The organism is Litorimonas sp. (genome assembly GCA_029936425.1).
Lineage (GTDB): Bacteria > Pseudomonadota > Alphaproteobacteria > Caulobacterales > Maricaulaceae > Litorimonas.
Genome location: JAPYSU010000018.1, coordinates 42,143 through 57,049 on the forward strand (window position 1 = coordinate 42,143; position 14,907 = coordinate 57,049).

Consider the following 14,907-nt stretch of genomic DNA (forward strand, 5'->3'; position numbering starts at 1 on the left):
CAAAAGCGGGAGTTCCTGCGCAGGGGTGGGACCAGCGCAGGAAAAAGTTACTTCGCCGCCTGGGTGACAATGTTTTCAAGCAGCTCCTGGTGACCTGATACAGGCTTTGGTGATTTGTTTTCTTTCAGACAGGCAGCGGCCATATCCTCCAGCGAGGTTTTCCCTGCGAGCATGTCAGCGCCCAGTCCGGAGGCCCATCCGGCGTAACGCTCATCCTTCATTTTTTGCAATTGATCGTTTTCAATCATGGTGACCGCATTCTCCAGACTGCGCGCCAAGAGATCCATCGCGCCGATATGGCCGTGGAACAGATCCACAGCGTCGATGGATTGACGGCGGACTTTCGCATCAAAATTCGCGCCGCCTTTTTTAAAGCCGCCGCCTTTCAGAATATAATAAAGCGCCATGGTTGTTTCGCGAAGGTCGTTCGGGAATTGATCCGTGTCCCATCCATTTTGCGGGTCGCCGCGGTTAAAATCGATAGAGCCAAACATTCCAAATGCATTCGCCATTTCAATTTCATGCTCGAAACTATTTCCGGCCAGGGTGGCGTGGTTGGGTTCAATATTGACGCCGACTTCGTTTTCCAGACCATATTCCTTAAGGAAGCCGTAAATCGTCCCGACATCGCGGTCATATTGGTGTTTTGTGGGCTCATGCGGTTTCGGCTCGACCCAAATGTCGCCGTCAAACCCGATCTTGTGTTTGTGCTCTACCACCATAGTCAGGAACCGCCCTAATTGCTGCATTTCCTGTTTCACATTTGTGTTCAGAATGGTGTCATAACCTTCGCGGCCGCCCCAGAGAACATAGCCTTGTCCGCCCAAGCGATGCGTTGCCTCAAGCGCCTCTTTGACTTGAAGCGCCGCAAAGGCCGCAACGTCCGGATTTGGGTTTGTGGACGCGCCGGACATATAGCGTGGGTGGGAGAACATATTTGCTGTGCCCCAGAGGAGCTTCACGTCCGAGGAATCCATTTTACCTTCGATTTTATCCAGGATCTTATGGAAATTTTCGACATGTTCCTTGGGCGTTTCGGACGCCGCCATGACATCAATATCGTGAAAACAGAAAAAAGGATTTCCAAGTCTGTCAAAGAAATCAAAGGCCGCGTCGAGTTTGGCTTCTGCAGCGGCTTGGTCATTGTCTCCGCCGTGCCAAGGGCGGTTAAAGGTTCCGCCGCCGAAAACATCAAATCCATCCCAGCAGAAATTATGCCAATAGCAAACCGCAAAACGGAGGTGATCCGCCATGGTTTTGCCCATAAGCTCTTTAGTCGCGTCGTAATATTTGAAAGCCAACGGGTTCTGGCTGTCTTTCCCCTCATATTTGATGGGGTCGATATGATCGAAGTAGCCGCTCATAACTGTGTCCTTTAATTTAAATCTTTTGTCGCGTGATAGAGTTTGGAAAAAGTTTCACGGCGCCCCGCATAGAGGTCGCACATATCGGAATCCGGTTGGATGACGTGGTCGATTTTTGGCGGCGCGCAAACTTCGGCAAAATCTTCGCCGCTGACGCAGAGGCGCGCGAGCCTCGCGGCGCCGAAGGCCGGCCCGACAGCGGACGCTTTGCGGTAAGTCAGCGGCAGGTTCATAGCGCTGGCCATAACCGCGCCCCACCAATGCGACCGCGATCCGCCGCCAATGACAGATAGAGACTCTATTTTTGCGCCCGTCGCTTTCAAGACATCCACCCCGTCTGCAAGGGCGAAAGCCACCCCTTCCAGTGCGGCCTGCGCCATGGAAAGCGGCGTATCTTCATGTGTCAGCCCAAAAAAGGCCCCCGTGGCTTTCGGGTCATTATGCGGTGTGCGTTCGCCTGACAGATAAGGCAGGAAAATCGCGCCTTTGCCGGGCGTTTCCGCATCGGCGGTCTGATCGTAAAGGTCACTTTCCGTTTCAAATCCGGCAATGCGGGCGACAAAATCGACGGCGCTTGCCGCGGACAGAATGACGCTCATTTGGTGCCACAGGCCCGGCAAAGCATGACAGAAAGTATGCACAGCCCCGTCCGTATTCGGGCGGTAATGATTATCCGCCAGAAAGACGACGCCGGACGTGCCGAGGGAGATAAAGCCTTCTCCCGGATTCACGACACCTGCCCCTACCGCGCCAGCCGCATTATCCCCGCCGCCTGCGGCAACGGGCACTTGCGCCATCCCCCAGTCATCAGCGGTTTTCGCGCTGAGTTTTGCAGTTGGCTCTGACCCTTCAAAAAGTTCCGGCATATTTTTAGTTGTCAGACCGGTCAAAGCCAGAACTTCCTCTGACCATTCTCTGCGTTCGACATTCATCCAGAGCGTTCCCGCGCTGTCGGACATATCCGAGGCAAATGCGCCGGTCAGGCGATATCGGACATAATCCTTGGGCAGGAGAACCTTCGCAATACGTTTGAAATTTTCCGGTTCATGCTGACGCATCCAATGGATTTTAGGGGCCGTAAAACCCGGCATGGCAAGATTGCCTGTTATCTCTGTCAAAGACGGCATCTCGGCCATCATCTCAGCGCAATTGGCGCTGCTGCGGCCATCATTCCAAAGAATAGCCGGGCGGATAATTTCATTTTCGTCGTCAAGACAGGTCGCGCCGTGCATTTGCCCGGACAGTCCCACGGCTTTCACAGCGCGGCGGGCCCGTGTGTCGAGTTTATGCACCGCCTCATGCGTGGCGCGCACCCAGTCTTCGGGGTTTTGTTCCGACCAAAGCGGTTTAGGGCGCGACACGGATAAGGGCGAGGACGCCTGATCAATCACGGTCTGGGAGTCATCCACCAAAACCGCCTTGACGCCGGACGTGCCGATATCGAGACCCAAATACATTTATTTAACCGTCAGGGTCGTTGTTTTCACATTCTGCGAACTATTGCCGACCATGATGTCAAATTCGCCGGGTTCAACCACGCGGTTCATATCCCGATTGTAGAATTGCAAAGCCTCTCTGGTAATCGGAAATTTAACCGTTTTGGTTTCGCCGGGCTGAAGGCTAACGCGTTCGAACCCTTTCAGTTCTTTGACCGGACGGGTGACCGAGCTAATCTTGTCTCGAATATACATCTGCACGATTTCATCTCCGGCCATGTCTCCGGAATTCGTCACATTCACGGAAACGCTCGCCTCTCCATTTGGAGCTATTATTGCAACAGACAGGCTGGGCTCGGAAATGTCAAAAGTGGTGTAGCTCATGCCTTCTCCGAAAACATAGAGCGGGCTGGCGTCGTCAAAGGCATAACCCCGGCGGGCGGTAGGTTTGTGATTATAAAAGGCCGGAATTTGCCCGACAGTGCGCGGAACAGATACGGGCATTTTACCGGACGGATTGGCATCGCCAAATAACAAATCGGCCACGGCCGTTCCCGTTTCCTGCCCCAATATCCAGCCATAGAGAATGGCGTCGAGATTGTCATCGACATTGGCGAGAGACAGAGGCCGGCCCGAAATAATCACGGAAACTATCGGCTTGCCCGTTTCCGCAAGGGCCTCAACCAGTCCTTTTTGCTGGCCTATCAAGGTTATGTCGTTTCGGTCGCCCATATGGGTTTCTGACCAGGCCTCGCGGGAGGTAGATTCATCCCCGCCAATCGCAAGAATGACGAGGTCGGCGTTTTGAGCCACCGAGACAGCCTTTTCAATGTCGCGGCGGTTCTGAGCTTCGTCAATAAGATTGACCTCATCATCCCACCAAGAGCGGTTATCCGTGAGAGTCACGCCCTGTGCTTCAAGGACATTTGTTTTATCACCAACCTTGTTTTTAATGCCTTCAAGGATGGAAATCGTTTGGCGGGGTTCATCCGAATAACCGCCAAGAACTGCTATTGCCGCGTTAGGCCCGATGACCGCAATTGTTTTATAGTCTGCAACATCAAGCGGAAGAATATTGTCTTTATTCTTCAGGAGAACCGGCGCTTTCCGGGCGGCTTCCTCCGCCAGATCGCGCGCCTCTTGATTCCCCGTGAGAGCATCGGCCGCCTCGGGGTCGGCGTAAGGCGTGGCAAACAGATTTGCGCGCTCTTTCAATTCGAGCACGCGGCGGACCGCCTGATCGACCAGAGCCTCGTCAAACTCACCCGCTTCTATTTTTTCTTTCAACTCATAAAAAGCCACGCCATCCGGAAGTTCCAGATCGACACCGGACCGCAGAGACAGCGCGCCCGCCTCGCCTATTGAGTCGACAATTTTATGTCGGCCCTGAAGTTCATTAATGGCAAAATAATCCGCGACAACGGCGCCATCAAAGCCCCATTCACCGCGCAGCACATCATTCAGCAGCCAGCTATTGGCGTGGGACGGGATGCCGTCGATTTCATTATAGGACGCCATAACCGAGGCGGCATTAGCTTCTTTGACTGCGGCCTCGAAAGGCGGGAAGAACCGTTCGTAAAGTTCGCGGTCTGAGACCTGACTCGGGCCAACATTCATGCCGCCTTCAGGCTGACCATGGCCAGTCATATGTTTTAGCGTGGCAACAACCTTGTCATCCGTAATCGGAAAGCTATCGCCCTGAAAACCTTTGACCGCCGCAACGCCCATGCGCGAGACGAGATAGGGGTCTTCGCCGTAAGTCTCTTCAATCCGGCCCCAACGTGGGTCGAGCGCAATGTCCACTACCGGGGAGAGCACATGATGCGCGCCGCGAACGCGAATTTCCCGGGCCGTCACGGAATAGACTTCTTCAACCAGATCGGTATCAAAGGTCGCCGCGAGGGCAATGGATTGCGGAAAGCTTGTCGCCTGATAGCCCTGAAAACCGTGCAGGCCTTCTTCGTGAAACAGTATCGGGATGCCGAGGCGGGTTTCTTCTATCTGCCATTTCTGAATAGTGTTGATAAGATTAGCCGTATTGGACGGCGTGCGGCCATTCAGGCTGCGCACCACGGTTGAGTCGTTAAGCCCCTCGCGTTCAATGTCCTCTTCCATTCCCTGTGTGTCCTGAGGACGGGCAAAACACCCGACGCCCTCAGGAAATTCTTTTTTCATTTTTTCCGGATTAAAGGAGCCGTCCTTTTCGATGACCTTTTTCTTGTCGAACCAGATGCAGGAAATCTGGGCCAGTTTCTCATCCAGTGTCATTTTCGACAGCAGGTCATTAACCCGGTCATAGGAAGACACTGTTTTAACGGGAAAGCCGGCATTACTCTCGGTTTCTGTTGAAGGCGAGGTCTGCGCCGAAACAGATATTGCCGCCCCGAAAGCTGCCGCTAGAACAGCTGAACTGATTCCTGTCGTAATGAGCTGACGTGTTAACATGAACATCCCCTTTTTTATGGCTCTTCCGCTTGAAGCGGATTATTAACTGGCAATTCTTTTGCCTTGAATGAAAATCTGGGTTAAGTCACAATGACAACGCTGTCAAATTCATTTCTGAGGGTAATCTATATCCAAACTGTCCCTTTCTCAGCTGGCACCTAACTTGCTTACGGGAAACCTTCAGCGGCTAAAGCTGCGCAAAAGGCGGTTTAAAGCCAATTTTAAGTCTTGAATTGACAGCGCTATCATAATGAAAGAATGTCCAGTCTAACACAGACAGGCAAACTGTTATAAATACGAAGTGTATCTAAGGGGATTTTCATGAAAGATAACACACAAGACGGAAGCTCCGGCTTCATTTTTCTTATAGCTGTGGTGGCGACGCTCGGCGGCTTTTTGTTTGGCTATGACAGCGGCGTAATCAACGGCACCGTCGATGGCCTAACTCAAACCTATGGGTTATCCGCGTCCGGAATTGGCTGGAGCGTCTCCTTCATGTTGCTTGGCTCCGCTGTGGGGGCCTTTTTTGCCGGTTGGCTCGCCGACAAATTCGGACGGCGTAACATGCTTATTGTCGCCGCCCTGCTCTTTATCATAAGTGCCTGGGGCTCAGGGGTCGCCGGATCTGCATTTGCCTTTAATATTTACCGCATAATCGGGGGCCTTGCCGTAGGCGCCGCTTCCGTTATGGCTCCGGCCTATATTTCTGAAATAGCGCCTGCCGAAACGCGCGGCCGTTTAACTTCTATCCAGCAAGTCGCCATTATCGCAGGACTCTTTCTATCGTTCTTGTCAAACTATGTTTTGGCGAATACGGCCGGAGGCTCAACTGAAGTCTTCTGGGGCGGATTTCAAACCTGGCGCTGGATGTTCTGGATGGAACTCATCCCGGCCTTTCTGTTTCTGTTTCTTTTGTTTTTCATTCCGAAAAGCCCGCGCTTTTCCATGTTCAAAAAAGATGAGGAGACGGCAAAATCGACTTTGCTGAAATTATTCGGGGAGGCCAAAGCCGCCCGCAAGGTTGAAGAAATCCGGAAATCCCTTCTCAACGATCACAAACCGGCTTTGCGCGACACCCTTCTTAAAAAAGGTCAAAAGGGATTTATCTTCCGGACCATAGTGTGGGTCGGGATCGGCCTCGCCATGTTCCAGCAATTAGTTGGGATCAACGTCGTTTTCTATTACGGCGCCGTGCTTTGGCAGGCCGTCGGCTTTACGGAAAGTGACGCGCTGTTGATCAATGTTCTCTCCGGCGGTCTTTCCATTGCCGCCGTTATGATAACCCTTGCCACAATTGATAAGATCGGGCGCAAACCGTTTCTGGTCTGGGGCTCGACCGGTATGTTCATCACACTGGCCGTTGTCGCTTTCGCCTTCTCCCAAGGTCAGCTTGTTGACGGTACCTTACAGCTTCCCGGTCAAATGGGTCTCGTCGCCCTGATAGCCGCCAATGCCTATGTCGTCTGTTTCAATATGAGCTGGGGACCCGTCATGTGGGTCATGCTCGGCGAAATGTTCCCGAACCAGATCCGCGGATCCGGTCTGGCGGTTGCCGGCTTTGCGCAATGGTTTACCAATTTCTTGATTACCTGGTCCTTCCCAGTCTTCTTAGCCGGTATTGGTCTTGCCGCAGCGTATAGTATTTATGCCTTCTTCGCCTTTATCTCGATTTTCTTCGTCCTCTGGATGGTCAAGGAAACCAAAGGCAAAGAGCTTGAAGATATGGAAGGCTAATTTAGCCACATAAGAAACACAAAAGGCCCCGGCTTAGAAACCGGGGCCTTTTTATTTCAGGGCCAATCAAAAGCGCGGCAAGTCAGGCGTGGCGTTCCACGACCGTTTCAAACTCTGCCATAATATGCCCTTTCTGATCTTCTGATAAATAAGCGCCCTCTATCCCGTTTTTGACCAATGTCACAATATCCTCATTCGTCAGTCCCAGGGCCTCAGCGGCCTGAATATAATTTTCGTTGAGATATCCGCCGAAATAGGACGGGTCATCGGAATTTACCGTTACCTTTAATCCGGCCTCTAACATCGTTTTCAACGGAGATTTCGTTAAACCCTCAATCACGCAGAGTTTCAAATTGGAGAGAGGACAGCTGGTTAGAACGATTTCCTCTTCACGCAACCGTTTGACGAGGCTTTCATCCTCCAGAGCGCGGTTGCCGTGATCCAGGCGGTCAATCTTCAACAGGTCGAGGGCTTCGCGTACATAGTCAGGCGGGCCTTCCTCCCCGGCATGGGCAAAGGATTTCAGCCCCATTTCACGCGCCTTGGCGAAAACACGTTCAAATTTTGACGGCGGGTGTCCGACCTCCGAAGAGTCCAGTCCCACGCCGAGAATTTTATCCAGATAAGGTTCTGCCTGCTCGAGAGTTTTAAAAGCGTCTTCTTCCGAGAGGTGGCGCAAGAAAGACAGGATGAGATGGGAGGAAATCCCAAAGGCTTTTTTGCCTTGCTCGAGCCCGCTCAAAATACCTTCGATGACATCAGAAAAAGCCACGCCGCGTTCCGTGTGGCCCTGCGGGTCGAAAAATATTTCGACATGGCGGCAATTATCAACATCCACCCGTTCCAGATAGGCATAGGTCAGATCATGGAAGTCCTGTTTGGTCTGTAGAACCGACATACCCTGATAATACAGATCCAGAAATTCCTGCAGGTTATTAAATTTATAGGCCGCCCGAATATCTTCGACACTGTCAAAAGCGAGGTCGACTCCGTTGCGCTCGGCAAATTCGAACATTTGCTCCGGCTCAAGACTGCCTTCGATATGAAGGTGAAGTTCTGTTTTCGGAAGGGCGCGAATAAGGGTTTCGATATCTGACATAGATGTCTTTAGACAGATTATCATCCGCACTTAAAGAAAAATCTAGGAGCGGCATAACGTGAGTTATGAGATTATTGTTTTTTAACCCAATAATCGGAACCGTTTTTATTATTGCTTGTTGCTAGAGTCCCTAACCTAATCTGAAAGGAGATTATTATGCCAACCCCAACCGGTCACACCCGCGCTATTCGTGCCTCACGCGCTATCGGCACCGATGTTTATAATTCCGATCATGACAAAATCGGCGAAGTCGAGGATATCATGCTCGACAAGATGGATAACGCCATCATGTTTGCCGTCGTCAGCTTTGGCGGATTTCTGGGCATAGGTGAAAAATATCACTCAATCCCTTGGGCGTCTCTGGACTATTCGAAAGAGGTCAAAGGCTACATTGTGCCTTATACCAAAGAAAAGCTAAAAGACGGCCCCGTCTCTTCGCTTCACGACCTGACGAAAGACGATGGTTTGTCAGCTCGCGACACTTCTTATACCTATTACGGCGTAGACCCTTATTGGTCATAAGATTCAAAAAAAGCCCGTCAATTTGGCGGGCTTTTTTATTCAGAACTCTCAAACAACCTGACTGAATTTTATCTCAAAAGTAGTGCCGCCTATTTTGTTGTCGAAATGTCCAATCCTCCAACCGTGTAAATCGCAAATTGCCTTACATAAGGCGAGGCCCATTCCAAAGCCTTGAAATTCGTTTTTTGAGTGCAGCCTCACAAGCGGATCGAATATCTTCTGAGCTCCTGTTCCGCTTATCCCAATTCCGTTATCTTCAATGTAAACGATAGGACTTCCATGATCTTCAGTTGCGTATATTTCTATGCTCGGCTGAACATCTGGCCCCACAAACCGAACCGCGTTCGAAAGTAGATTTGAGAACAAGGCAAGTGTTAGATCAGGATTTGCTTTAACCGCGGGCAAATCACGATGAACTATCGTAACGTCAGACTTGGAATTAAATTGAATATCACTGGCGACCTTAGTCAATACAGCGTTCAGATCGACGGTCTCAAATTCGCGGGTGTCAGTTAAACATCTGACATACTGCAAAAGACTATCAATTAGCCCTCCGAGTTCATTTGAGGACTCTGTTAAAGCCTCTAGATATAGCTCACCCTCCCCTTTCAAGACATCCGAATAATCTAATGCCAGAAGTTCTGAAAATTGGCGGATTTTGCGGAGCGGAGATTTCAGATCATGGGCTACATTATGCGACAGGTCTGACAGCTGGTCTTTCGAAAGAAAATCCATGCCTGATAAATGCGACATCTCTATCCGTTTTGCCTGACGGCATCGGGCGAAATCGGTTTGAATTTCTCCAGAAAATATTCTTTGAGATAGAATTTTTCGACTATGTCATCGATATAGACGCCGACTTCACTTCTTAAACGGTCCTGATCTATCAGGCTCGAGATAATTGCTATATCCGCATTTCCCTTATGAGGGGCAATAATAGGAAGCGTGTTTTTAGCTGATATGCCCCGAGGCAATAAATTATCCAGTAATATCAAATCATATGATTTTGACTTCAGGTGCTCCAAGGCCTGATTAACGTTAAGCGCAAAGTCGAGCTGAAACCCCTTGCCAATTGTTTTGCGCAAGGCGAGATCGACTAGTTTCGCTTCAATTTTTTCGTCGTCTATGAGTAAGATATTTATCATGGCGTTTTTCAAATAGTCTAATGGTTAAGCAGCATAGCGCCATTGCTGCGCGACATAAGTTATGAGCCGTCTTTCATCGCTTTGTAAGTCCCCGTCACACTTTGCAATAGATTGCATGGCTCGGATAATTGTTAACTTGTCTTCGACCTCATCAAGGTGGTTCATGTGAAACTTGATCGCCCGCTCTTCATGCCCCGTCAGAACGCGTTGCATAACCTCTTCCCGATTAAGCATGAACCAGTCTTTGAGCATCATATCCGTTAGAATTAAATTCGGACTCAAGATTGATTTGACGCGTTTCGTCATGAAAGCAAACATCGCCATTTCTTCCTGATAGATCCGCTTTTTGGACAATATGACATACATGAATATTTTAAAGATATGCTGCCATTTAGAAGCGGCAAGTTCTTCTGTCTCAAATTTAGGGGGTACCTGAAACACTTCAGTCTCCTTCGCGATAATAAAAATTACTTTGAGCTCATTAAATAAGGCTTAACCGTGGCGTTAATTGTTATACCCAAACAAAAAAACCGCCCCTGGGGGCGGTTAAGTTGTGTGAGACCTTTATAGCAAAGGGCAGGGGTAAGTGAGGAAATTTATTCTGAATACAAATTAGGCATATCAGCACGGGATGTTTTTCGGGCAGATGGTCGTATAATTTTCATTGAGCCGTTTGAATAATTTGGAACTGCAATCACACCTTTCGTGCTTTTACTTCGAATAACGCGGTTCTGCCCCGGTAAGGGCTCCCGGATAATACGTGTCTTGCGGGTGGAACGTGAGGACAACGTTTTAAGATTAGTGTATGGCGTTTGAACCAACTGGCTGCGACCTGATTGCGGCGCATAAGAATAGCTTGGTTCATATTGGCGCGAGGTTTCGATCGGGTTATTTGCAGCAGCACTTGCGGCGCTGCTCAACATAAATATCGAAACGAGAACGGGTTTTAAAATTTTCATTTTCGGCTCCATCACTCGCACTGTTTTCCTGGTTAAACTAATATCTATCAATGCGATGAAACTTAGATAGCTCAGCACAATTGACCCTAATCTGAACCAAACTAACAAAATCACTAATTTGCCTTTAACCATAACTATTCAGGTATGACTCAATTAGTGTGCGCCCGATACTTTGTATATTTATCTTGGCCTATGGTCCTTAAATATCAAGGATTGAGTAATTAAACGAATAAATCAAAAAAAGAGTAAACATAAAATTAACCATGATCTCTTTTTCAAACCTTGAAAAAACCTAGGTTTTATTAGGTTTGTCCACATCCGAATATGGCGCAACATAGATGAGCCATGTGAATATTAAGTTATAATTAACTTTCTTTGTCGGCTTCCGTTCATTTTCGAGACAATAGGAGCAAAGTCGGGCCCGTTAGGAGCGGGACATCAAACAAATTGTGGAAATCGACAAAATAATTTTGGGAATAAGCAAATGACATTAATTCATATACCAACCCGTAAATTGACAGGGTCATCAAAATTTAAATTTTACATTCAACGGCTTTCTACTTCCGAAGAAATTAAAGCTCTAGCCAGAACAATTCAGCAAGACGGATTATTGAACCCTCTGCTAGTCATGAAAAGTGATCTTCAGTACATCGTCCTGGACGGCAGAAAACGCCTTGAGGCCATCTTTTATCTTCAGAGACTAAAAAAACTACCCCGAACATTAACGTCTGTGCCATGCATCATATCGGATCAAGAGCCTGCCGATAATGAAAATGAAGAGCTCCCGTTTGTACCATCTGAATATGACCTCAGCACAATGATTATGAGCGCTTATCACAACGGATTTGATCATAAGGCGATTTCAGATCGCTTTCAATGTTCTGAGAAGACTATAGTACAAGCTCTGTGTCTCGAACGCCTGGATGACAAAATCAAAAACCTTTTTTCCAAGGGCTTGCTCACATTGGAACAGATCTCTGCGTTCGCCACTCTTCCCAATAAAGCTTCGCAGTGGCGCCTCTTGGAAACGATTGGTCCCTTTGCTTCCCATAAAGATATCATTGAGGCTATTTCGGCAGGGGAAGCCGTTCTCAACCTGCCTAATGGCGAGACGCTTATATTGCCAAGCCGCCACTCGCCCGCCGCTGCACCAAAGCGTTACCGCGAAACAGAGAAAGAAGCCGCCTAGGCTGCTTTGACCCCCGCCGGCCGCGTCATATCTAAGGCAAGGGCGCGGCCAAAAAGGCCTTCAGATCATTTTTATCTATAATTTCGTCGACACCAATTTCTTTCGCGCTTGTCAGATGCGGACTGTCCAGAGACGAGGAAATAGCAATTGTTTTCGCCTCTTGAAGATATTCTCGTATCTGCGGGAGCGTTTCCAGCAGGCTTGTGAAAGGCGACAGCCGGTCATCTAAAAAAATATAATCAAATGAGTTTTCTTTGAGGAACGCGATGGCGGTATTTATGTCGGAACAATAGCTGAGCTTCGTCTGAGAATTTTGACCGCTCTCAAGGAATTTTCTAAAAATTCGGTGTTCGATGGGATCATCATCAATAAGGAGTATATGAAGCTCTGACATGGTCAGAGAGCCAACATTTTAGTTTGAATGCGTGTTTTGGGTAAGGACGATAGGAGACCGACGCTTTTCCGAACATCAGGTCTCATACACGGCGTCAAATATTGTTTTCGCAAGCTCCCCATAGCCCAGGAACGAGTCAGGCTTGACCAGATATCCGTCGGCTCCGAATTTTTTGGCCATTTTTTTGTCGGAGGTCCCGTCGGAGCCAGAGACCATTATGACCGTATGGGTTTGCGTTTGGGAGTCGCCTCTGATCGCTTTCAATACTTCAAAACCGTCCATTCCAGGCATACGGATGTCCAACAAGGTGGCCATAGGACGTTCAGTCTGAATGGTCGACACGGCCTTGGCGCCGCCATCAAGCTCTATGACTTCCATATCCGAGCGCACTTTCAAGAGCGCCTTCTTGATTAAAAGGCGGTCCGTTCTGTCGTCGTCAATAATAAGAATTTTTCCCATTAGAGCTCTCATTTTATCGGCGGTGCAGCTTTTAGGGTAAACTCGAACTGGCTCCCTGGTGTTTGATGTTCAGTCATAGCTATGTGCCCGCCATGTAATGTAATGATTCGCTTACACAAAGCCAGTCCTACACCAGACCCTTCCCGATGTGAATGTGGTTTGGCGCGTCCGAATAAGTCAAAAATGTGCGGCGCAAAACAGGGGTCCACGCCGACACCATTATCAGAAACAAATATTTTCCATTCGCCATGTGATTTTTCCGCGCTGACATCAATTTTGACGGGCGTGTCCAATTGGCGGTATTTTATGGCATTATCGATGAGGTTCGCAAGAACTTGCTCCAGCAAAAGTGCATCTCCCCGAACATATATCTTGTCTTCGGGAAGCGTAATCTTACCGCCGAGTTCCTCAATGTCTGCCTCCCTTGAATTGACGACCTTTGTAATAATCTCGGAAAAATTAATATGGCCAATTTCTACGCCTTCGGGCGAAGATCTCATGAATTTCAAAAAGCTTTTAATCAGCCCCCTCATATGCTCAACACCGCCGCGAATTTCAGACAGATATTCTTTTTCGTCTGCTCCGATTTTATGACCGCATTCCTCTTCCAGCAGTTCGGCGAATATCCCGATATGCCGGAGTGGAGCCTGAAGGTCATGAGAGGTGAGAGACGCAAAATCATCCAGGTTTTTGTTAATTGATTTAAGCAGGGCTTCTTGTTCCTTGAGCTCCGTAATATCGCTTGAGACAACAAGTATACGCTTTTCGCCCGTAACCGGATGATTAAAAGGGATTTTATCGGTCTGTACCCACCCCATGGTTCCGTCATTGGGAGTATATTTTTCTACGTGCCCCAAGAGGGGTTTACCCGAATTTATAACCTTTAAATCATCCTCGTGATAGGATTTGGCGCTGTCTCCGAACAAGTCATAGGTGTTAGCCCCTTCGACTGATTTAATATCCATTCCCATGGAGTCGGCGGCGGTTTCATTAAGCTGTAAAATTGTGTTTTTATCATCTTTATACCAGATTTTACAGGGCATAGAATCCAAGACCAGCCGCATTTCGGTCTGGAGAACTTCCAGATCCTGGTTCCGTTGTTCTAGTCTTTCGCTTAATTTAAATTCCGCTGTAATATCTCGGCCGGCTGATTGATATTCATAGACTTCGCCCGCCTCGTCATAGAGACCAATAATAGTCCATGAGAAAATTGTTTCCTTGCCAGTCGGGGAGATTCGCATGCTTCTTATTTGTGTCTTGGGCTTCTCTACGGTCAGTGACGCCAGACGATCTTTAACGCGCTGTTTTTGTCCCTTCTGGACAACCTCAATCAGGTCTGTTCCGACTAAATTGGTCCATTCCCCTCCAAAAAAATCAGCAAAAGACCTGTTCACGAACCGAATAATATAATTCGTATCGAAACGGCAAATAAGATCCGGGTGATTATCCAGAATGGAATGATATTCTTTGTGCATGTTCATAGCAGGCTTTCTGACAGGCAGGTATGAGGCGATCTGTTATCTAATTTATTAATTTGAAGTGTCTGATTTGATAATTTTCTCATAAAGCAACAGGGTATTCATCAAGAGGTGAAGCTGCAGGTTTAATTGGGCGGAAAGCCTGTAAAACTCCTCTTCCGGTTTTGGAACCAGCGTGTCTGTTGTTTCTTCATATAGATTGTAACTTTCAGACGTATCCCTTTTGAGCGCTGTTGATTTTAATCTAAAACGAAGCATTGTTTCTTTTAAAAATGATTTCACGGGTCAAAGCCATAAGGATAAATTGCGAAGAAGCTTCGTCGCAGCCCCTTCAGAATTCTACCTTTGCGGGAATCTCTATAGGGACAAAATGATGAACCAGATTTGAATGAAAGCCCGCTTAAGGTTAACGGCGCATTAACCTTCAGGACAGGGTTAGAGTAAACTCAGACTGAGTTTCGATTAAACCCGAAGGCGCTGCCGGGGAGTCAGTCGCAAGTCATAAATTGGGGAAAATGGAGCGGGCGAAGTGCCGAACTTGGGGCGCAAGAAAAACCCCGGAACAAGTGGTGAGAAATATATTGCGGCGATGTCAAAGAGCGTGTCTTGAAATGAAGACGCGTTTTCTGTCCCACTGCCCATCTTGGGGTCAGCTTTGGCGTTCGTCCTTGAATAAGGTGGAC

Annotated in this window: 16 protein-coding genes; 3 read left to right on the plus strand and 13 right to left on the minus strand. The window is 48.5% G+C overall.

Going from position 1 to position 14,907, the window contains the following annotated elements:
- Window positions 1–47: 47 nt before the first annotated feature.
- The 3 genes from xylA to ACN0IC_RS12710 are packed head-to-tail and all read right to left on the minus strand — an operon-like array spanning window position 48 to window position 5,245.
- On the minus strand, window positions 48–1,364 hold the full coding sequence (gene xylA, locus ACN0IC_RS12700; RefSeq protein ID WP_416879157.1) for a xylose isomerase: 1,317 nt from the start codon (window positions 1,362–1,364) through the stop codon (window positions 48–50).
- 11 nt (window positions 1,365–1,375) lie between these two features.
- The gene (gene xylB / locus ACN0IC_RS12705; RefSeq protein WP_416879158.1) at window positions 1,376–2,821 is read right to left on the minus strand and encodes a xylulokinase; all 1,446 of its coding nucleotides are present in this window, start codon (window positions 2,819–2,821) and stop codon (window positions 1,376–1,378) included.
- Window positions 2,822–5,245, minus strand: coding sequence for a glycoside hydrolase family 3 N-terminal domain-containing protein (locus ACN0IC_RS12710; RefSeq protein WP_416879159.1), 2,424 nt, complete (start codon window positions 5,243–5,245; stop codon window positions 2,822–2,824).
- A 321-nt stretch (window positions 5,246–5,566) separates the two neighbouring features.
- Between ACN0IC_RS12710 and ACN0IC_RS12715 the strand changes: the two genes are divergently transcribed.
- Window positions 5,567–6,979 (plus strand): sugar porter family MFS transporter, encoded by a 1,413-nt coding sequence (locus ACN0IC_RS12715; protein WP_416879160.1) that lies wholly within the window; start codon window positions 5,567–5,569, stop codon window positions 6,977–6,979.
- A gap of 82 nt (window positions 6,980–7,061) precedes the next feature.
- Here the strand turns inward: ACN0IC_RS12715 and ACN0IC_RS12720 are convergent, their stop codons facing one another.
- The gene (locus tag ACN0IC_RS12720; protein ID WP_416879161.1) at window positions 7,062–8,078 is read right to left on the minus strand and encodes an adenosine deaminase; all 1,017 of its coding nucleotides are present in this window, start codon (window positions 8,076–8,078) and stop codon (window positions 7,062–7,064) included.
- A gap of 156 nt (window positions 8,079–8,234) precedes the next feature.
- Between ACN0IC_RS12720 and ACN0IC_RS12725 the strand changes: the two genes are divergently transcribed.
- A complete protein-coding gene (locus ACN0IC_RS12725; RefSeq protein WP_416879162.1) occupies window positions 8,235–8,600 on the plus strand; it encodes a PRC-barrel domain-containing protein in 366 nt (121 codons plus the stop codon).
- A gap of 48 nt (window positions 8,601–8,648) precedes the next feature.
- Here the strand turns inward: ACN0IC_RS12725 and ACN0IC_RS12730 are convergent, their stop codons facing one another.
- The 4 genes from ACN0IC_RS12730 to ACN0IC_RS12745 all read right to left on the minus strand — a co-directional run bounded on the left by ACN0IC_RS12730 (window position 8,649) and on the right by ACN0IC_RS12745 (window position 10,704).
- On the minus strand, window positions 8,649–9,335 hold the full coding sequence (locus tag ACN0IC_RS12730) for a sensor histidine kinase (protein ID WP_416879163.1): 687 nt from the start codon (window positions 9,333–9,335) through the stop codon (window positions 8,649–8,651).
- A 20-nt stretch (window positions 9,336–9,355) separates the two neighbouring features.
- Window positions 9,356–9,745 (minus strand): response regulator, encoded by a 390-nt coding sequence (locus tag ACN0IC_RS12735; protein WP_416879164.1) that lies wholly within the window; start codon window positions 9,743–9,745, stop codon window positions 9,356–9,358.
- Window positions 9,746–9,769: 24 nt separating this feature from the next.
- Entirely contained in the window at window positions 9,770–10,186 is a 417-nt protein-coding gene (locus ACN0IC_RS12740) for a hypothetical protein (protein WP_416879165.1), read from the minus strand.
- A 155-nt stretch (window positions 10,187–10,341) separates the two neighbouring features.
- Window positions 10,342–10,704: a hypothetical protein gene (locus ACN0IC_RS12745; protein ID WP_416879166.1), complete on the minus strand. Its 363-nt coding sequence runs from the start codon at window positions 10,702–10,704 to the stop codon at window positions 10,342–10,344.
- 484 nt (window positions 10,705–11,188) lie between these two features.
- Between ACN0IC_RS12745 and ACN0IC_RS12750 the strand changes: the two genes are divergently transcribed.
- The gene (locus tag ACN0IC_RS12750; protein WP_416879167.1) at window positions 11,189–11,893 is read left to right on the plus strand and encodes a ParB/RepB/Spo0J family partition protein; all 705 of its coding nucleotides are present in this window, start codon (window positions 11,189–11,191) and stop codon (window positions 11,891–11,893) included.
- Between the two features lie 31 nt (window positions 11,894–11,924).
- On the opposite strand, the gene ACN0IC_RS12755 is transcribed toward ACN0IC_RS12750, so the two are convergent.
- The 5 genes from ACN0IC_RS12755 to ACN0IC_RS12775 all read right to left on the minus strand — a co-directional run.
- Window positions 11,925–12,287, minus strand: a complete 363-nt coding sequence (locus ACN0IC_RS12755) for a response regulator (RefSeq protein ID WP_416879168.1) — start codon at window positions 12,285–12,287, stop codon at window positions 11,925–11,927.
- Between the two features lie 75 nt (window positions 12,288–12,362).
- On the minus strand, window positions 12,363–12,746 hold the full coding sequence (locus ACN0IC_RS12760; protein WP_416879169.1) for a response regulator: 384 nt from the start codon (window positions 12,744–12,746) through the stop codon (window positions 12,363–12,365).
- Window positions 12,747–12,754: 8 nt separating this feature from the next.
- Window positions 12,755–14,227, minus strand: a complete 1,473-nt coding sequence (locus tag ACN0IC_RS12765) for an ATP-binding protein (RefSeq protein ID WP_416879170.1) — start codon at window positions 14,225–14,227, stop codon at window positions 12,755–12,757.
- 48 nt (window positions 14,228–14,275) lie between these two features.
- Window positions 14,276–14,482: a hypothetical protein gene (locus ACN0IC_RS12770; RefSeq protein WP_416879171.1), complete on the minus strand. Its 207-nt coding sequence runs from the start codon at window positions 14,480–14,482 to the stop codon at window positions 14,276–14,278.
- Window positions 14,483–14,686: 204 nt separating this feature from the next.
- Window positions 14,687–14,907 (minus strand): hypothetical protein (locus ACN0IC_RS12775; RefSeq protein ID WP_416879172.1); only part of this gene is annotated, 221 nt, incomplete at its 5' end.